At 70.8% G+C, this 18272-nt stretch carries 16 protein-coding genes; 9 read left to right on the top strand and 7 right to left on the bottom strand.

What is annotated here, in order from left to right:
* Window positions 1-30: 30 nt before the first annotated feature.
* Window positions 31-1572: an MFS transporter gene (locus AB5J55_RS17845; protein WP_369271644.1), complete on the top strand. Its 1542-nt coding sequence runs from the start codon at window positions 31-33 to the stop codon at window positions 1570-1572.
* A gap of 121 nt (window positions 1573-1693) precedes the next feature.
* Here the strand turns inward: AB5J55_RS17845 and AB5J55_RS17840 are convergent, their stop codons facing one another.
* Complete coding sequence (locus tag AB5J55_RS17840; RefSeq protein WP_369271643.1) at window positions 1694-2230, bottom strand: MarR family winged helix-turn-helix transcriptional regulator; 537 nt, start codon at window positions 2228-2230, stop codon at window positions 1694-1696.
* Between the two features lie 118 nt (window positions 2231-2348).
* Between AB5J55_RS17840 and AB5J55_RS17835 the strand changes: the two genes are divergently transcribed.
* Window positions 2349-3137 (top strand): dioxygenase, encoded by a 789-nt coding sequence (locus tag AB5J55_RS17835; protein WP_369271642.1) that lies wholly within the window; start codon window positions 2349-2351, stop codon window positions 3135-3137.
* Between the two features lie 22 nt (window positions 3138-3159).
* Here the strand turns inward: AB5J55_RS17835 and AB5J55_RS17830 are convergent, their stop codons facing one another.
* Window positions 3160-3690 (bottom strand): N-acetyltransferase family protein, encoded by a 531-nt coding sequence (locus AB5J55_RS17830; protein WP_369271641.1) that lies wholly within the window; start codon window positions 3688-3690, stop codon window positions 3160-3162.
* A 169-nt stretch (window positions 3691-3859) separates the two neighbouring features.
* Between AB5J55_RS17830 and AB5J55_RS17825 the strand changes: the two genes are divergently transcribed.
* Both AB5J55_RS17825 and AB5J55_RS17820 read left to right on the top strand, forming a co-directional pair.
* Window positions 3860-4858, top strand: a complete 999-nt coding sequence (locus AB5J55_RS17825; protein WP_369271640.1) for an RNA polymerase sigma factor RpoD/SigA — start codon at window positions 3860-3862, stop codon at window positions 4856-4858.
* A gap of 367 nt (window positions 4859-5225) precedes the next feature.
* Entirely contained in the window at window positions 5226-5900 is a 675-nt protein-coding gene (locus tag AB5J55_RS17820) for a TetR/AcrR family transcriptional regulator (protein WP_369271639.1), read from the top strand.
* A gap of 179 nt (window positions 5901-6079) precedes the next feature.
* Here AB5J55_RS17820 and AB5J55_RS17815 read toward each other — a convergent pair whose 3' ends face one another.
* The gene (locus AB5J55_RS17815) at window positions 6080-7087 is read right to left on the bottom strand and encodes a helix-turn-helix transcriptional regulator (RefSeq protein ID WP_369271638.1); all 1008 of its coding nucleotides are present in this window, start codon (window positions 7085-7087) and stop codon (window positions 6080-6082) included.
* Between the two features lie 62 nt (window positions 7088-7149).
* Here AB5J55_RS17815 and AB5J55_RS17810 point away from each other — a divergent pair, with 62 nt between their 5' ends.
* From AB5J55_RS17810 to AB5J55_RS17790, 5 genes are all read left to right on the top strand, one after another.
* Window positions 7150-8679 (top strand): MFS transporter, encoded by a 1530-nt coding sequence (locus AB5J55_RS17810; protein ID WP_369271637.1) that lies wholly within the window; start codon window positions 7150-7152, stop codon window positions 8677-8679.
* Between the two features lie 189 nt (window positions 8680-8868).
* On the top strand, window positions 8869-9630 hold the full coding sequence (locus AB5J55_RS17805; RefSeq protein ID WP_369271636.1) for a DeoR/GlpR family DNA-binding transcription regulator: 762 nt from the start codon (window positions 8869-8871) through the stop codon (window positions 9628-9630).
* Window positions 9627-10574: a 1-phosphofructokinase gene (pfkB, locus tag AB5J55_RS17800; RefSeq protein ID WP_369271635.1), complete on the top strand. Its 948-nt coding sequence runs from the start codon at window positions 9627-9629 to the stop codon at window positions 10572-10574. Before AB5J55_RS17805 ends, pfkB begins: the two co-directional genes overlap by 4 nt.
* A 250-nt stretch (window positions 10575-10824) precedes the next feature.
* The gene (locus tag AB5J55_RS17795; RefSeq protein ID WP_369271634.1) at window positions 10825-12975 is read left to right on the top strand and encodes a fructose-specific PTS transporter subunit EIIC; all 2151 of its coding nucleotides are present in this window, start codon (window positions 10825-10827) and stop codon (window positions 12973-12975) included.
* A gap of 120 nt (window positions 12976-13095) precedes the next feature.
* Window positions 13096-13338, top strand: a complete 243-nt coding sequence (locus AB5J55_RS17790) for a hypothetical protein (RefSeq protein WP_369271633.1) — start codon at window positions 13096-13098, stop codon at window positions 13336-13338.
* A gap of 189 nt (window positions 13339-13527) precedes the next feature.
* Here AB5J55_RS17790 and AB5J55_RS17785 read toward each other — a convergent pair whose 3' ends face one another.
* The 4 genes from AB5J55_RS17785 to AB5J55_RS17770 all read right to left on the bottom strand — a co-directional run bounded on the left by AB5J55_RS17785 (window position 13528) and on the right by AB5J55_RS17770 (window position 18214).
* Window positions 13528-14274 carry a DUF6227 family protein gene (locus AB5J55_RS17785; protein ID WP_369271632.1) on the bottom strand — a complete coding sequence of 249 codons (747 nt, stop codon included), beginning with the start codon at window positions 14272-14274 and terminating at the stop codon, window positions 13528-13530.
* 178 nt (window positions 14275-14452) lie between these two features.
* Window positions 14453-15673 (bottom strand): Ig-like domain-containing protein, encoded by a 1221-nt coding sequence (locus AB5J55_RS17780; RefSeq protein ID WP_369271631.1) that lies wholly within the window; start codon window positions 15671-15673, stop codon window positions 14453-14455.
* Between the two features lie 180 nt (window positions 15674-15853).
* Window positions 15854-16882 (bottom strand): P1 family peptidase, encoded by a 1029-nt coding sequence (locus AB5J55_RS17775; RefSeq protein WP_369271630.1) that lies wholly within the window; start codon window positions 16880-16882, stop codon window positions 15854-15856.
* Window positions 16883-16975: 93 nt separating this feature from the next.
* Window positions 16976-18214, bottom strand: a complete 1239-nt coding sequence (locus tag AB5J55_RS17770; protein WP_369271629.1) for a low temperature requirement protein A — start codon at window positions 18212-18214, stop codon at window positions 16976-16978.
* Between the last annotated feature and the right edge of the window lie 58 nt (window positions 18215-18272).

Genomic DNA, 18272 nt, shown 5'->3' with positions numbered 1-18272 from the left:
CCGTCACGAAGTCCCGAAGTGGGTAGACCCATGTCTGAAACGGCCGTAAAGGCTCCCGGCGGCACCCTCGGTGCCGTCGATCCCAACCGCTGGAAAGCGCTCGTCTTCATCGCACTGGCCCAGCTGATGGTCGTGCTCGACGCGACCATCGTGAACATCGCCCTGCCCTCCGCCCAGCAGGACCTGGGCATCTCCGACGGCAACCGGCAGTGGGTCGTCACGGCCTACGCCCTCGCCTTCGGTGGTCTGCTGCTGTTCGGCGGCCGTATCGCCGACCTCTGGGGCCGCAAGCGGGCGTTCGTCATAGGTCTGGCCGGCTTCGCCGCCGCGTCCGCACTGGGTGGCGCGGCCACCAACGAGGCCATGATGTTCGGCGCCCGCGCCCTCCAGGGTGTCTTCGGCGCCCTGCTCGCCCCGGCCGCGCTGTCGCTGCTCGCCGTGATGTTCACGGACGCCAAGGAGCGTGCGAAGGCGTTCGGTATCTACGGTGCGATCGCCGGTGGTGGCGGTGCCGTGGGTCTGATCCTCGGCGGTTTCCTCACCGAGTACCTGGACTGGCGCTGGACGTTCTTCGTGAACATCCCGTTCGCCGTTCTCGCCGCGGCCGGTGCCTGGTTCGTCATCCGTGAGCCCAAGGGCGCCCGCAACCGCTCCGCGCTCGACATCCCGGGCGTGATCCTGTCCACCCTCGGCCTGGTCGCGCTGGTCTACGGCTTCACCCGCGCCGAGTCCAACGGCTGGGGCGACTCCCTGACGGTCGGCATGTTCGTCGCCTCCGGTGTGCTGCTGGCGGCCTTCGTCCTGGTCGAGGCCAAGGTCAAGGCCCCGCTGCTGCCGCTGCGCGTGGTCACCGAACGCAACCGCGGCGGTGTCTACCTCTCACTCGGCCTCGCGATCATCGCGATGTTCGGCCTGTTCCTCTTCCTGACCTACTACCTGCAGATCGTGAAGGGCTACTCGCCGGTCAAGACCGGCTTCGCCTTCCTGCCGATGATCGCGGGCATGATCACGGGTTCCACCCAGATCGGCACCCGACTGATGACCCGGGTCGCGCCGCGGCTGCTGATGGGCCCCGGCTTCCTGGTCGCCGCCCTCGGCATGCTGCTGCTGACCCAGCTGGAGATCGGCTCCTCGTACGCCGCGCTCCTGCTGCCGGCGATGCTGCTGCTCGGCCTCGGTATGGGTACCGCGTTCATGCCGGCGATGTCGCTGGCCACGCAGGGCGTCAAGCCGCAGGACGCCGGTGTCGCCTCCGCGATGGTGAACACCTCGCAGCAGGTGGGCGGCGCGATCGGTACGGCGCTGCTGAACACGATCGCCGCCTCGGCCACCACGGCGTACGTCGCCGACCACATCGCCGGTGCCACCAGCCGGTCCCAGCAGCAGCTGGTCCAGCTGGAGGCCATGGTGCAGGGCTACACCAGCGCCATCTGGTTCGCCGTCGGCATCCTGGTCGCGGCCGCGGTCATCGCTCTGACCTTCGTCAACGCCGGCCGCCCGGGCGGCACGACGGTGGCGTCCTCCGAGGAGGGCGCCGAGGACGAGGTGCCGGTGCCGGTCGTCGCGCACTGACGCCGCACCGAGGCCGACGGCCACCGTCGGCCCACCCCTTCGGGCCAGGCGTACGTACGGGGATGGGGACGCTCCGTACGTACGACCCCCAGGACCTGCCCCGGCTCCCTGAATGAGCGGTTCAGCGGAGCCAGGGCAGGTCCGCACCCGCTTCGCTGGGCTGCAGGCCCTCGGCGACGATCCGCATGATCTCTCCGAGGGCCTTTTGCTGTTCCGGGGTCAGCCGGTCGAACATCGCCTGTCGCACGGCCTCCACATGGCCCGGCGCGGTCTGCTGCAGCACCTCGAGGCCCGCGTCGGTCAGCACCGCGAACTGGCCCCGCTTGTCGTCGGGGCAGTCCTCGCGCCGGACCCAGCCGTTCTTCTCCAGCCGGGCGATGGCGTGCGAGAGACGGGAGCGGGTGATCTTCGCGTACATCGCCAGCTCGGTCATCCGCAGCCGGCGGTGCGAGGACTCGGCGAGCTTGACCAGCAGCCCGTAGTAGATGTGCGGCATGCCCGCGTCCCGCTGCAGCTGACGGTCCAGATGGTCCTCGAGCAGGGTGGTCGCATCCAGATAGGTGCGCCAGACGCGCTGCTGCTCGTCGGTGAGCCAGCGCGGCTGCGCCGCGGATGCGGGGTCGGGCGAGGGTGGCGCGGAGGTCGATGCCGTATTCATGTACTCCACTGTACGAGAGCTCTCCTTGAAATTTTAACTACCGCGGCGTACCGTCTTTTGGGTAGAGAAGCTTTAGATTTGAAGCAAATGGCTTCAAGTCCCGGAGGGAGCCGCCGTCATGTCCGCCGCCACTCAGGAGCGCATGCCCGCCCTCTACCTCAGCCACGGCGCCCCGCCACTCGCGGACGATCCGGTCTGGCCCGCCGAGCTCGCCGCCTGGTCCGCCGACCTGCCGCGCCCCAAGGCGATCCTCATGGTCTCCGCCCACTGGGAGGAGGCCCCGCTCGCCATCGGCGCCACCGAGACCGTTCCGCTCGTCTACGACTTCTGGGGCTTCCCCGAGCACTACTACCAGGTCAAGTACGCGGCCCCCGGCGCTCCCGAACTCGCCGAGTCCGTACGCAAGCTGCTGCGCGCCCCCGGCATCCCCGTGCAGGACATCCCGGACCGCGGCCTCGACCACGGCGCGTACGTCCCCCTCGTCGAGATGTACCCCACCGCCGACATCCCCGTGCTGCAGATCTCCATGCCGACCCTCGACCCGGTGCGGCTCATGGAGATCGGCCGCAAGCTGGCGCCCCTGCGCGACGAGGGCGTGCTGATCGTCGGCTCCGGCTTCTTCACCCACAACCTGGCCGCCCTGCGGCAGGGCGGAATACCCGCGTGGTCGGTGGAGTTCGACGACTGGGGCCGCCGGGCGCTGGAGAACCGCGACTGGGACGCCCTGCTGGACTTCCTGCACAAGGCTCCGGCCGGCCGCTACGCCCATCCGCGCACCGAGCACTTCGCCCCGCTGTTCGTGACGATGGGCGCGGCGGACGCGGCCGGTGAGCTGGAGGCGACGCAGAAGTCGGTGATCGACGGGTTCTGGATGGGGCTGGCGAAGCGCTCGGTGCAGTTCGGCTGAGGGTGCGGCCTTCCGGCCCGGCTCACAGCTCCTTCTCGTACCAGGCGACGTCCCAGTACCGGCCGAACTTGCGGCCCACCTCGCGGTACGTGCCGACGTACCGGAAGCCGAACCGTTCGTGCAGCCGGGTGGACGCCTCGTTCGGCTGGGCGATACCAGCGTAGGCGCGGTGCACGTCCTCCACGGCCAGGGCCTCGAAGAGGGCCTTGTAGAGGAGGGTGCCGACACCTCGCCGGCCGGCGTCCGGCGCGACGTAGACGGTCACCTCGACGGAGGTCTCGTAGGCGGGCTTCGGCCGGAAGGCGCTGGATGTGGCGTAGCCGAGAATCCGCTGTGAGTCGCCCCCGGGAGCCCTCTCCGTGGCAACCATCAACCTGTGCGGGCCGTCTTCAGGGTGGGAGAGCAGCCAAGGGCGGCGCTCTTCCGGCGTGAAGACCGCGGTATCGAATGTGATCGGCGTCTCACGTACATAGTGGTTGTAGATGTCGGTGAGGGCTTCGAGGTCACTCTCGACTCCCGGTCTGACCTGCACCTCTGTACGTGCCGACGGCATCGGGCCTCCTCGTGTGGCCGGACAGGGTACTGCAAGATCAGAAAAATATGGGGGTGGGTTGGGAATTCTGTCCTGATTCCAGTCGTTGTTTCCATCGGATGCAGGGCACTCGAGAAGAGTCCCAAGCGTTTACGAATCACCCGCCCGCCCACATCGCAAGGGAGCACGCATGGCAACCCGTGCCGTCGCCCGTCGTCAGTCCGCCACCGGCGAGACCGTCGACAAGGCACGCAGTGTTCGCGCCCATGGCGGCGAGATCGCGGACCGCGACCTGGTCGGCATGTACCTCGACGAGATCGCGCGCACGCCGCTTCTCGACGCAGCCAAAGAGGTCGAGCTGTCACAGATCATCGAGGCGGGTGTGTTCGCAAGGCAGGTCCTCGACGGCTACGAGGAGGCCAGGGCGGACGCCACCCGCGAGGAGCTGGAAGCCCTGGTCGCCGACGCGGAGCGGGCCAAGGACATCTTCATCCGCTCCAACCTCCGCCTGGTCGTCGCGGTGGCGCGCCGCTACCCGCGCAGCGGCCTGCCCCTCCTCGACCTGATCCAGGAGGGCAACGCCGGCCTGGTGCGCGCGGTGGAGAAGTTCGACTACCGCAAGGGCTTCAAGTTCTCCACGTACGCCACCTGGTGGATCCGCCAGGCGATCACCCGCTCCATAGCCGACCAGTCCCGCACCATCCGCCTCCCCGTCCACCTGGTCGAGGAGCTGGGCCGCATCCGCCGAGTGCAGCGCGAGTTCAACCGCGAACACGGCCGCGACCCGGAGCCCGCGGAGATCGCCGCCGAGCTCGGTTCGAACCCGGACCGCGTGGTGGACGTCCTGGACTGGGCCCGCGACCCGGTCTCCCTGAACATGTCGGTGGACGACGAGGGCGAGACCCAGTTCGGCGACCTGCTGGAGGACACCTCCGCGGTCTCCCCGGAGCAGTCGGTCCTCACCCTCCTGCGCAGCGAGGAGCTGGACGACCTGATCGGCCGCCTCGACCAGCGCACGGCGTCCATCATCAAGATGCGGTACGGCATCGAGGACGGTCGCGAGCGCACCCTGACCGAGGTGGGCAAGGAACACGGCCTCACCCGCGAGCGCATCCGGCAGATCGAGAAGCACGCCCTGCTGGAGCTGAAGAAGCTGGCGCGCAGCACCGGCTTCGACGCCGCCGCGTAACGTCACGGGCACAGGGCGTGCATAGGGTGCGGCCGCGTACGCCGGGTGGCGAAAGACCGCGCAAACATGGCGCGTAACGCCGCTTTCAACCGACAGGACCCCGGGAACAAGACCTCAAGGCAAGGGAGTTCAGCCTCCGAGGACACTGACCCGCAACGCACCGGGTCCCACCGACCAAGTCCCGACGCACTCCCCCCGGCGCCGGGACTTTCCCCGAGCCGGGCTTCGGCGCCCAACCCCCCTGGGTGCCGGGCCCGGCTCTTTCTCACATCGGGGCAGGCCTGGAAGGGCGGGCCACCCCGTACCTGAACCACGGGGTGGCCCACCCGAATGGCAGATTGTGTCACATGGGCATAGCCTGCCGAACGTGAGCAGTCCCACCCCCGCTTCCTCCCCGTCCCTCACGGAGCGGCGCAAGGCAGCAACCCGTATGGAGATCGCCCGCGCCGCGGCCGGCCTCTTCGTGAAACGCGGCCTGAAGTCCACCCGAGCCGAGGACATCGCCCAGGCCGCCGGCATCGCCCCGCGCACCTTCTACCGCTACTTCGCCACCAAGGAAGAGGCGGTGGCCCCCCTCTACGCGGCCGGCGCCGCCCGCTGGTCGGAAGCAGTCCGCGCGGCCCCACCCGACCTCCCTCTGCCCCAGGCCCTGGAGCACGCGGCCCTCCACACCCTCACCCCCGGCACGGCAGTCTCAGCAGCCTCCTGGGACTGGGTCCGCACCCTGGTCCGCCTGGCCATCTCAAGCCCCGCGCTCAGAAAGGTATGGGCGGAGGTCTGCCACGAGTCGGAGACGACACTGGCGGAGGTACTGGCCGCGAGAGCAGCGGGCCCAGGCAACGACGACAACGTTGCCGAACGCCCCTCTCCCTCCCTCCACTTCGCAGCCGCGGTGGCCGCCGCCTCAATGCGGGTGGCCGTAGAAGCCTGGGCAGCGGGCGACGCCCCACCCGAGGGCCCGGAGGGCCCGGCGGCCCTGGCGATGCACAACCTGGAGTCGCTGAGGGACTTCCCATGGGACGACGTACAGCCGCAAAGCTGAGGTGAGTCGGCGCGGCACCCGCGTACGGCGGCAAGGGGACGTGCCGGGAGGTGTCCGCCCGCAGCGGCGGGCGTCAAGAGACAGCCCCTCTTGCCCGACAGCAACCGCCCGGCCGAGGACGGACACCCCCGGCACGGCCCCGACCACCCCACACCCGCAGGCGCTACCCGCACCCCCACTCACCCGAGCGGGCCGTCGCAGGCACTCCACTCACCCGGCCCCGGGCGCCCCCCCCCCGCCCCAGCCGGCCCCCCCAACTCCCGTACGCACAGCACCAGTTCCTCCGGCGCCTCCACCACGAACTCACACCCCACCATCGCCAACCGCACCCCCATCCACTCAACGGGATCACCCGTGGTCCCCCGCAACCGACACCGCTCCGCCCCCAGCGGCTCGGGCACCCCCAGCCACCCCGGCAACCGAGCGCTCACCACCTCGGCGGACGCGGCGAACGTGACCGCGAACTCGTACGTCCCCTGCCGCCGCCACATCGACTGCCGCAGATACTCCGCCGCACTGCCCGTGGGCAACTCCCGCGGAGCGAACCGCGCCCCCGTGGCGAACGGCTCGCTCACCCGGTCGACCCGGAACGTCCGCCAGTCCCCCCGGTCGAGGTCGTACGCGACGAGGTACCAGCGCCGCCCCGTCGACACCAGCCGATACGGCTCGACCAGCCGCCGCGACCCCGTCCCGTCCCCCGCCCGATACGCGAAGCGCAACCGCTCCTGCCCCGCCACGCTCGCCGCCATCACGGTCAGCGTCTCGGGCGCGATACTCGCCCCGTCCCCACTGGTCAGCGGCGTGGTCGCGGCCTGCAGCGTGGACACCCGGTGCCGCAGCCGCGAGGGCAGCACCTGCTCCAGCTTCGCCAGCGCCCGCACGGACGCCTCCTCCACCCCCTCCACCGCGTGCCCGGCCCCCGCCCGCAGCCCGACCGCGATCGCCACGGCCTCCTCGTCGTCGAGGACGAGCGGCGGCATCGCCTTGCCGGCGACAAGGCGGTAGCCCCCGTCGGCACCCATGGTCGCCTGCACGGGATATCCCAGCTCCCGCAGCCGGTCGATGTCCCGCCGCACCGTACGCCTGGACACCCCGAGCCGGTCGGCGAGTTCGCCGCCGGGCCATTCGCGGGGCGTCTGAAGCAGGGAGAGAAGAGTCAGGAGCCGTGCCGGAGTATCCGTCGTCATGCATCCGAGGATCCCCTACAAGTAGGACACGACCTGACCTAATGGGGTCCTATCTTCGATGCATGACCTCCTCCGAAACGTCACCCACACCTCAGCCCGCCCCGGGCGATCGCCGCCGATGGTTCGCCCTGGCGATCGTGATGACCGCGGCCTTCATGGACCTCGTCGACGTCACGATCGTCAACATCGCCATCCCCTCGATCCAGCGGGAGGCCGGCGCGAGCTTCAGCCAGATCCAGTGGATCACCGCCGGTTATGCTCTCGCCTTCGCCGCGGGTCTGATCACGGGTGGCCGTCTCGGCGACATCCACGGCCGCAAGCGGCTGTTCCTCATCGGCATCGGCGGCTTCACGGTCGCCTCGGCGCTGTGCGGCTTCGCGGCGAACCCGGAGATGCTGGTCGCCTCCCGCATCCTGCAGGGCGCGATGGCGGCGCTGATGGTCCCGCAGGTCCTGTCGATCGTGCACGCCACGTTCCCGGCGCACGAACGCGGCAAGGTCTTCGGCCTGTTCGGAGCGGTCGTGGGACTCGGCGCGGTCACCGGCCCGCTGCTCGGCGCCCTGCTGACGGAGTGGAACCTGTTCGGCCTCGAATGGCGCCCGATCTTCCTCATCAACCTCCCGGTCGGCATCGCGGGCCTGATCCTCGGCAGCCGCTACATCACCGAGTCCAAGGCGCCGAAGGCACTGAAGCTGGACCTGGTCGGCGTCGCCCTCGTCACGCTCGGCCTGCTGATGCTGCTGTACCCGCTGACCCGTGGCCGTGAGCTGGGCTGGCCGCTGTGGGGGTACGTGTCGATGGCGGGCGCGCTCGTCGTCCTCGCGGTGCTGGTGGCGTACGAGAGGCGCAAGGCCGGCCGCGACGGCTCCCCGCTCGTCGAACTGTCGCTGTTCAAGGTGAAGAGCTTCGCGGCGGGCATCGCGGTGCAGACCGTGTTCGGTGTGGCGCTCGGCATCTTCTTCCTGGTCTGGACGATGTACATGCAGTTCGGGCTGGGCTGGAGCCCGCTCAAGGCGGGCCTGACCGGGATCCCGTTCTCGATCGCGGTCTCGGTGGCGGCCGGCATGTCCGTGCAGGCGCTGGTGCCGCGCTTCGGCCGCAAGGTGCTGCAGGCGGGCGCGCTGGTGATGGCGCTCGGCGTCCTGCTCTACATCTGGGAGTCCGACCACTACGGCCTTTCCATCGCGCCCTGGCAGATGGCCCTGCCCCTGATCGTCATGGGTGTCGGCATGGGCCTGATCGTGGCCCCGCTGACGGACGCGATCCTGTCGGAGGTGCCGCGCGAGCACTCCGGTTCGGCGTCGGGCCTGATCAACACCGTGCAGCAGATGGGCAACGCGCTCGGCCTCGGCCTGGTGTCCGTGGTCTTCTTCGGCGTCATCGACGATCAGCTGACCGAGTCGGCGCAGGGTCCGGCGGTGGGCGCGGCCTTCGCCGACGGCTTCCAGCACGCGCTGGGCTGGGTGGCCGCGGTGATGGCCGTCATCTTCCTGCTGATGTTCGCGCTGCCGAAGCGGCCCGGGCAGCATGTCGAGGGAGCGGCTCAGGAGCCGTCGTCGGCACCGGAGAAGGAGCCCGTGCTGGTGCCCTGAGAGCGGGACCGGCCGGTAGAACCTCGGAGCAGATCCCGAGAGCGGGGGAGGGGCCCGGCACTTCGGTGCCGGGCCCCTCGGCATTCCCGTTCATGCCCGATTGAGCCCGAACCTGTTTACTTTCCGGAAATCCAGGCGTAGCCTCCCGCTGAAACCACAAGTTCGGGCACAGTTCGGAGGCGAACGGACATGTACGCACCGGAGCGGCAGCAGGAGATCCTCCGCCTCGCCCGTGACGGCGGCCGAGTGGACGTCCTGTCGCTGGCCGAGGAGTTCCAGGTCACGGCGGAGACGATCCGCCGTGATCTGAAGGCCCTCGACCGCGCCGGGCTCCTGCGTCGAGTGCACGGTGGCGCGATCCCGGCCGGGCGCCTGGACTTCGAGCCGGATCTCGCCGAGCGCGAGTCGACGGCGGCCGACGAGAAGGACCGGGTCGCGAAGGCGGCCGTCGCCGAGCTGCCGACCGAGGGCACGATGATCCTCGACGCCGGTACGACGGTGGCCCGCCTGGCCGCCGCGCTGCCGCTGGAGGCATCCCTCACCGTCGTCACGCACAGCCTGCCGATCGCGGCCCGCCTCGCGGACCACCCCGGCATCCAGCTGCACCTGGTCGGGGGGCGGGTACGGCACCGTACGCGCGCCGCCGTGGACGCCTGGGCGCTGCGCGCGTACGGCGAGATCCGCGCCGACGTCCTGTTCGTCGCGGCCAACGGCTTCTCCGCCGAGCACGGTCTGACCACCCCGGATCTCGCCGAGGCGGCGGTGAAGCGGGCCGCGGTGGCCGCGGCCCGCCGCGTGGTGCTGCTCGCCGACTCCTCCAAGCACGGCCAGGAGCACTTCGCCCGCTTCGGTGACCTGAGCGATGTGGACCTGCTGATCACCGACAGCGGGCTGAGCCCCGAAGACGCCGCCGCGATCGAGCGCGGCGGCACGGAAGTAGTGCGCGCATGATCCTCACCGTCACCCCGAACCCGTCCCTGGACCGCACCTACGAGGTCCCGGCCCTCGACCGCGGCGAGGTCATACGCGCCACGGGCGAGCGCATGGACCCGGGCGGCAAGGGCGTGAACGTCTCGCGCGCCGTGACGGCCGCCGGGCAGCGCACGGTCGCGGTTCTGCCCCTGGGCGGTGCGCCCGGCGCGCTCGTCGCCGACCTGCTCGACGCGCAGGGCATCGAGGTCGCACCGGTGCCGGTCGCCGGTGCCACCCGGTCCAACATCGCGCTCGCGGAGTCGGACGGCGTGCTCACGAAGATCAACGCGCCCGGGCCGCAGCTGTCGGCCGCCGAGCAGGAACTCCTGCTGGAGACGGTCCGCGAGCAGTCGCCCGACGCCGACTGGATCGCCTGCTGCGGCAGCCTGCCGCGAGGGCTCGCCGCGTCCTGGTACGCCGATGTCGTCACCCGGGCGCACGCGGGCGGCGCGCGGATCGCGCTGGACACCTCCGGACGCGCCCTCCTCGAAGCGCTGCGTGCCCGGCCCGACGTGGTGAAGCCGAACGCCGAGGAGCTCTCGGAGGCCGTCGGACGCCCCCTGACCACCGTGGGCGACGCGTTGAAGGCCGCCGAGGAGCTGCGCGAGATGGGCGCCGGCGCCGTACTGGCGAGCCTGGGCGCCGACGGGCAACTGCTCGTGGACGGCTCGGGCGCCTGGTTCGGCAGCGCGCGCGTGGACGTCGTACGCAGCAATGTCGGCGCCGGTGACTCATCCCTCGCCGGCTTTCTGATCGCCGGGGGAGCGGGGCCCGAGGCGCTCGCCTCCGCCGTCGCGCACGGCGCGGCAGCCGTACAGCTGCCCGGCAGCGTGATGCCCTCGCCTGCCGATCTGGACCCGTCCGCAGTGACGGTCACGGCCGAGGTGCCGGTGGACCGCGTACTGAAGGAGCCGGCGTCATGACGAATGTCGCGGTTGTCACAGTTCTTGCCGATCCGGACCGTGACCGGCGAAGCTCAGCGTTACTCACGGCCACCGACGGACGGCAGGGCAACCTGAGCCGCTCTGCCGCCCGGGGGAGGCGGGTTCTCCCCGGCCTCGCCTCCCCTGTCCCCGCCTCCCCCCACCGCATTCATGCCGCCCCCCACGGCACCCCCGTCCCCTTCACCGCCCACCAGACTCCCCGGGCGATACGCGAGCGAAGGAGCCCGCGATGAGCGACATGATCACCGCGGACCTGGTCGATCTCGACCTGTCCGCCGACACCAAGGACGCGGCGGCGCGCGCCCTCGCCGAGCGCATGGTGGCCCTGGGCCGGGTGACCGACCTGGAGGGCTTCCTCGCCGACGTGGCCGCCCGCGAGGCACAGATGCCGACCGGCCTCGACGGCGGCATCGGCATCCCGCACTGCCGCAGCGAGCACGTCACCGAGCCGACGCTCGCCTTCGGGCGCAGTGCCGCCGGCATCGACTTCGGCGCCACGGACGGCCCTGCCGACCTGATCTTCCTGATCGCGGCTCCGGCGGGCGCGGACGACGCCCACCTGACGATCCTGTCGTCGCTGGCACGGCAACTGATGAACCCCGAGTTCACGGGCGCGCTGCGGTCGGCGGGGGATGCGGCGTCGGCGGCGGCGCTGATTCGGGGGGACGAGCCTGAGGCGGAAGCGGCGGCCACGGCGGAAGCGGCGGCCACGGCGGGAGGGACGGGCGACACCGCCGGTTCCGCAGGCTCCGGAGTCTCCGGAGGTTCCCAAGACTCCGTGGCGTCGTCGGTGGCGGCCTCCGCCGACGACGCCACGGGCACCACCACCCCCGCCGAGGGCGCTTCATCCGAAGGCCCCGCCGAGGCCCCCGGCGACCGCCCCTTCCGTATCGTCGCCGTCACCTCGTGCCCGACCGGCATCGCCCACACCTACATGGCGGCCGAGTCCCTGGAGAACGCGGGCCGCGAGGCGGGCGTCGAACTGGTCGTCGAGACGCAGGGCTCGGCCGGCTTCACCCGGCTCGACCCGGCCGTGATCGCCGCGGCGGACGGCGTGATCTTCGCGCACGACGTGGCCGTACGGGAGAAGGACCGGTTCGCCGGGAAGCCGACCGTCGACGTCGGCGTGAAGGCGGGCATCAACCGCCCCGCCGCACTCATCTCCGAGGTCCGCGCCAAAGCAGAGCGCGGCGAGGTCACCGGCGCCGCCCGGCCCGGCGGCGGCACCCCGGTCGAGCGCGCGGGCGAGCCCGGCGAGGGCTACGGCACCAAGCTGCGCAAGTGGCTGATGTCCGGCGTGAGCTACATGGTCCCGTTCGTCGCGGCGGGCGGTCTGCTGATCGCCCTCGGCTTCGCGATCGGCGGCTACCAGATCAACGAGGCCAAGTCGGTCACCGAGCACTTCGACTGGGGGCAGGTCGACAGCTGGGGCGCGCTGCTGTTCCAGATCGGCGCGGCGGCCTTCGGCTTCCTCGTCCCGGTCCTCGCCGGATACATCGCGTACGGCATGGCGGACCGCCCCGGACTCGTGCCCGGCTTCGTCGGCGGTGCGATCTCCGTGACGATCGGCGCGGGCTTCCTCGGCGGTCTGGTCGCCGGTCTCATCGCGGGTGGGGTCGTCCTCGGCATCCAGCGGATCAACATCCCACCGGTGCTGCGCGGCATCATGCCGGTGGTGGTGATCCCGCTGGTCTCCTCGGCGGTCGTCGGCTTCCTGATGTTCGTGGTGATCGGCAAGCCGATCTCCGAGGCGCAGAAGGGCCTGACCGACTGGCTGAACAGCCTCTCCGGCACCAACGCCATCCTGCTCGGCGTCCTGCTCGGCCTGATGATGTGCTTCGACCTCGGCGGCCCGGTCAACAAGGTGGCCTACACCTTCGCGACGGCCGGGATCTCGGTCGCGGCGCCGAGCGACTCCGCGATGAAGATCATGGCCGCCGTGATGGCCGCCGGCATGGTCCCGCCGCTCGGCATGGCCCTCGCCACCACGATCCGCAAGAAGCTGTTCACCACAGCCGAGCGTGAGAACGGCAAGGCCGCCTGGGTCCTGGGAGCCTCCTTCATCTCCGAGGGCGCGATCCCCTTCGCGGCGGCCGACCCGCTGCGCGTGATCCCCGCCTCCATGGCGGGCGGCGCGGTCACCGGTGCGCTCACCATGGCCTTCGGGTCGACCCTGCGCGCCCCGCACGGCGGCATCTGGGTCACCTTCCTGATCGGCAAGCCGTTCCTCTACCTGCTGGCCATCGCGGCCGGTACGGCGGTCACAGCGGGCCTGGTCATCGTCCTGAAGGGCATGCGCGGGACGACCCCCGGGGGCACCGCAGCCGCCGAGCCCCCGTCGGCGGCGACCCCGGCGGCGAAGCAGCCGGTGGCGGCATAAGCCGTCCGCCGGGCAGGCCTCCGGCTTGTCCCTTTGGGGCGCTGTGAGTTGTTCACGGCACCTGCGAGATACGTCACGGTCCGGGCCCAATGGCCCGGACCGTGTTGTCTACTGGAGCGTATGCCTGAGAACGTCTCGATCATCCAGCTGCTGGGCCCCGTCGTCCTCGCCCTGGCGGCCGTGCTGTGGGTGATGGGGCTGGCCCGCCTCCTGCGCCGCACCCGCCCCGAGACCACCCCCTGGGCACTCCCCGGCCTCCCTCCCCAACGGCAGACCGCCCCCGCCCTGGAAGCCGTGGAACTGACCCCGGCAGAACGGGACGCGTTCGCCGGCCTGGTGCGCCAACTGGACGACAGCCGCTGAAGGGCCGGCGCCGCCTGAACGGCTGCGCCGCTGGGACGGGCCGGCGGCTCCGTCGGCGCCTGGTTCGGCCACCTGCGCTCGCCACCATCGGGGCCTGTGCTCGCCACCTCCGGCATCTGCGCCCACCGCCTGCGGCACCACGCTGCCGCCTCCGGCACCTGCGCCGCCCCCACGGCCCCCGCCCCACCCCTACGGCACCTGCGCAGCCCGCCGTTCCATCGCGTCGCGGGCCGCGTCCTCGCTGGTGTACACCTCGCACATGTGCCGGCCGTCGGGCGTGGCCGTGTGCTCGACCTCCCACAGGGAGATCTCCTTGCCGTCGCCGAGCAGGAAGGCGTGCTCGTAGAGGGAGAAGCAGAGCCCGGGGCGGCCTGCGCGGCTCGGGCGGCCGAAGGCCTGGGTGATCTGGTGGGCGAACGCCTTGGTCAGCAGGGCGGCCGTGGCCGCGTCCGGCCGGTCCGGGTTCTCCGCGCGGCGCAGCAGCCGGCGCGCGTGGTCCGCCGAGTCGTCCGGCACATAGGCGTGCCGGGGCGCGGGGATCGGCGACAGCTGCACCGTCACCGGCAGTTCGAAGTCCGGCGCGTCCGGCGGCAGCGGCAGCCGCCCGGTCGCCGCGCGCAGCTCCTCCTCGTCGACGTACACCTCGTGCTGCGGGGCCCGGCCCCGCGCGGTGTTGTGGACGAGCTCCCACAGCGTGAGCGCCGACCCGTCGGCGAGCAGCCAGGTATGCCGGTAGGTCTCCCGATGCAGCCCCGCGCTGTGGTGCGCGGAGTGCAGCGAGCTGTCGTGAGCCAGCGCGCAGTCGAGCCGCCGTATCGTCTCGTCGGGCAGCTCGAACGAGTTCAGGGCACGGCCCAGGAGTCGCGCGAGGTGCTCCTCCGGAGACTCCGGCGACTCGGGGGGTTCGTACGCTGCCGTCTCGTACGGAACGCTCAAGGTTTCTCCCGGCGTTGCTGCATGTCACCTTGTGGGTGCATACCGTAGCCCCTCGGTCGGACATCATGTCCGGGAACCGAGAAAACGTACGTCCGGCAAAACGCGCGGGCCGCGCGAGAAGTTCCCGCGCGGCCCGACGAACTGTCAAGAATCCCTGCTCGGACGGTACTTCAGTGGGTCACGCGGCGCTGCCGGCGACCCACTCGTTCCACGACATGTTCCAGCCGTTGAGCCCGTTGTCCGGCGTCACGGTCTTGTCGGGGGAGTTCTTGACGATCACCACGTCACCGAGGATCGAGCTGTCGTAGAACCACTTGGCGGGGGTGTCCCCCTGCCCGCCCTTCATGTCCTGCAGACCGACGCAGCCATGGCTGGTGCCCTGGCGGCCGAAGGGCGGGTTGCCCTGGTTGTACCAGTAGTTGCCGTGCAGGAAGGTCCCCGACTGCGTCAGCCGCATCGCGTTCGGCACGTCCTTGATGTCGTACGCGTTGGCGAGATCGACCGTGCGGCTGTCCATACGGACCTTCTTGTACTTCTCGGAGATCACCATCTGCCCGTTGTAGGTGGAGAACTCCGAGCTGCCCGCCGAGATCGGCACCGACTTGACCGTCTTGCCGTCACGCACGACCGTCATCGTCTGCGTGCTGACGTCGACCGTGGAGACCTGCGAGCGCCCGACGGTGAAGGTGACCGTCTTCTTCTGCACCCCCTGGACACCGTTCGCGCCCTCGACCCCGTCCAGGTCGACCTTCATCGTGACCTTGGAGCCGGCCTTCCAGTACTCCTCGGGCCGGAAGTCGAGCCGCTGCCCGTTGAACCAGTGCCCGACCACCTTCTGGCCGCTGCTGGAGGTGACGGTGATGTGCGACTGGACGTCCTTCTTGTTGGTGATCGCCTTGTCGAAGTTGAACGACACCGGCATGCCCACGCCGACCGTGGTGCCGTCGTCGGGCGTGTACGTCCCGATGAAGCTGTTGGCCTTGGACACCGTCGTGAAGGTCGAGTCGGCCGCGGCACCGCGCCCGTCGGCGTCCTTCGCGGTGGCCGAGATCTGGTACTTCGTCCCCCGCTCCAGCTGCTCCTTCGGCTTCCAGCTGACCCCGTCGGCGGTCAGGGAGCCCGGCACGGCCTGCCCCGTCCCGGCCACCGTCATCTTCACCTCGGTCAGCTTGCCGTCACTGACCTTCACACCGGTCGAGTTGATCGACGCCCCCGTCGAGCCGTCCTTCGCCGAGATCGCGATCTGCGCTGCGGAAGTCTTGGACGAGCCATTGCCGCCCTTTCCGTCCTCGTGATCGGCGTTGGCGCTCCCACCGCAGGCGGTGAGCGTCAGAGCGCCGATCATCAGGGCGGCACAGGCCCCCACTGCGCGCCGCGCTGCTATGTTCGGCGTTGTCACGATTTACTCCATCTTCATGCGATCTGCGGGATCCGTTCCGTTCCACGGTGGAAGAGGCCACCGCCACGGGACCGGGTTCCCAACGTGCGCCGTGAACGCCATCACGTGACACAACCGGGACAATCGCCCGCGGCGCCCGCCCGGGAGCCCCTCGCTACCGCTTCCCGACAACGGTCCCCGTCACCCTTCCCCGTACAACTCCCCGTACGACGGCCACAATCCACCCGGACCGTCCACCGACACCGCCGCCCGCACGGCCCGCACGATCGCGCGCGTCAACGCGTCCGCGCCCGCCGCGAGAAGCTCGTTCAGCGCGAGAGGCTGCCCGGCGTCGAGCCGGCGGTCCCCGGTGGCCAGCGCGAACACGGTGTCCCCGTCGTTGAGCAGATGCACCGGCCGTACGGCCCGCGCGATGCCGTCGTGCGCCGTCCCGGCCAGCTTCTGCGCCTGCGCCTTCGTCAGTTCCGCGTCGGTGGCGACCACCGCGAGCGTGGTGTTGAGCGGGGGTGGCGCGTTCTTCGCCGCGCTCTCGGCGAGGCGCCGCCGCGCGGCCTCGTGGACGCTCTCCTCCGGGTAGTCCACGCGCCCCTGGAACAACTCCCCGTACAGAACCCCGGTTTCGGGATCCACGGCCGACCCCGCCGCGTTGGCCACCACCAGCGCGGCCACCGTGATCCCCGAGTCGAGGACGACGCTCGCGGTGCCGATCCCGCCCTTCACCGGACCCACCGTCGCACCCGTACCGGCGCCCACGCAGCCCTCCCGCACCGGGGCGCCCGGTTCGCTCGCCGCGGCCGCCTCGACCGCAGCCCGCCCGGTGGCCGCGTCCGGCCTCGCCCGGAAGTCGCCGCCCCGGCCGAGATCGAAGACACACGCGGCGGGCACCACCGGCACGATATGAGCCGGATCCACCCCGACCCGCACCCCGCGCCGTTGCTCCTCCAACCAGGCCATCACCCCGGACGCCGCGTCCAGCCCGTACGCGCTGCCCCCGGTCAGCACGATCGCCTCGACCTTCTGCACGAGGTTGCGCGGATCGAGTGCGTCCGTCTCCTTGGTGCCGGGGCCGCCGCCGCGTACGTCCACGGCGGCGACGGCCCCGCCCTCGGGCGCCAGGACGACCGTGGTGCCGGTCAGCCAACCGTCGCCGGTGCGCGTCGCATGGCCCACCCGCAGCCCGGCGACATCTGTCAGTGCGTCAACTGTCATGGGCCCAGTCTCGTCCAGCCACCGGTGCGGTCCCGCGAAGTCCGGCCGGACGGGGCCGCCGGGGCGATACCGGCGCCCGACCGGCCCCACGTGTCAGGTGAGCGGCGTCTCCGCCGTCGTCCCGCGCCCGCGGGCGGACCTTCTGGCCGTCAGTGTCTCCCCGGTCACCACCGCCAGCGCCGTGACGATGCCGGCCACGAGTACCGCCCAGTCGCCCAGGAACGTGCAGCAGATCACCAGCAGTGCCGTGGTCGGCAGCACCAACTGCTGGGCGATGCCCACCTTGAAGTAGCGCGAGTGGAGCAGCCAGACCGTGAGGAGATAGAGCGCCGTCGGCAGGGTCACCGCGGCCGACGCGGCCAGCGTCGAGATGTGCGCCTTGCCCACGGTCTGCTCCACCGCCACCTCCAGACCCGCGCCGATCGCGGCCGCCGACGCGAACACCACGTAATGGCCGTAGCCCCACAGGAACGCCTGTCTGTTGGAGCGCAGATGGCCGTGGATCGGCACCACGAAGTAGATCCACCAGGCGGCGAAGATGATCAGCAGCCCACCCGCGGCGATCGGCAGCACATCGCCCAGCGCGTCGTTCTCGTCGATGCCGGTCTTCACCGCCACCGTGGCCGCCGCGATGGTCTCGCCGAGCACGATGATCGTGAACAGCCCGTACCGCTCGGCGATGTGATGAGGGTGCCAGGACGTGGGGTGGTCCCGCTCCGCGAACGGAGGCACGCACATCTCCAGGATCGCCATCACCAGGAACAGCCAGGGTCTGGCGTCCTCGGGCAGGAGCACCAGTCCCACCCAGCCGATCTGGCACAGCAGCACGCCGCCGGCGTACCGCAGGGCCATTGTCCGCTCCGGGCCCTCACTCGACCTGGCCACCCGCAGCCACTGCCCGACCAGGGCCAGCCGCATGATCACATAGCCCAGCAGCACCGCGAGGTACTCGTGCTCCTCGAACGCGCGGGAGATCCCGGCCGCCAGGACCAGCACACCGGCGATCTGGAGCAGGGTGACGACCCGGTAGAGGATGTCGTCGTTGTCGTAGGCGGAGGCGAACCAGGTGAAGTTCATCCAGGCCCACCAGATGGCGAAGAAGACCATCGCGTAGTCGAGGATCCCCTGGCCCGCGTGGCTCTCGGCGACCGCGTGCACCAACTGGATGCCCGCCTGGGCGATGGCCACGACGAAGCACAGGTCGAAGAAGAGCTCCAGTGGAGTGGCGACCCGGTGCTCCTCACCCCGGCCACGGGCGGTGAGCCTGCGCAGCGGGCGGCGCTGTCCGGGTGGGCGGGGGGAGCCCGACGCGGGAGTGGAACTGGACGTCATGGGGACAAGCACAGCAGATGGAGCGGGGAATTTCTCCTGTAAGGGATCACCCGTGTGC

Origin of the sequence: Streptomyces sp. R11, from assembly GCF_041051905.1 — a bacterium.
GTDB lineage: Bacteria > Actinomycetota > Actinomycetes > Streptomycetales > Streptomycetaceae > Streptomyces.
This window is presented reverse-complemented; position numbering and strand designations above follow the sequence as displayed.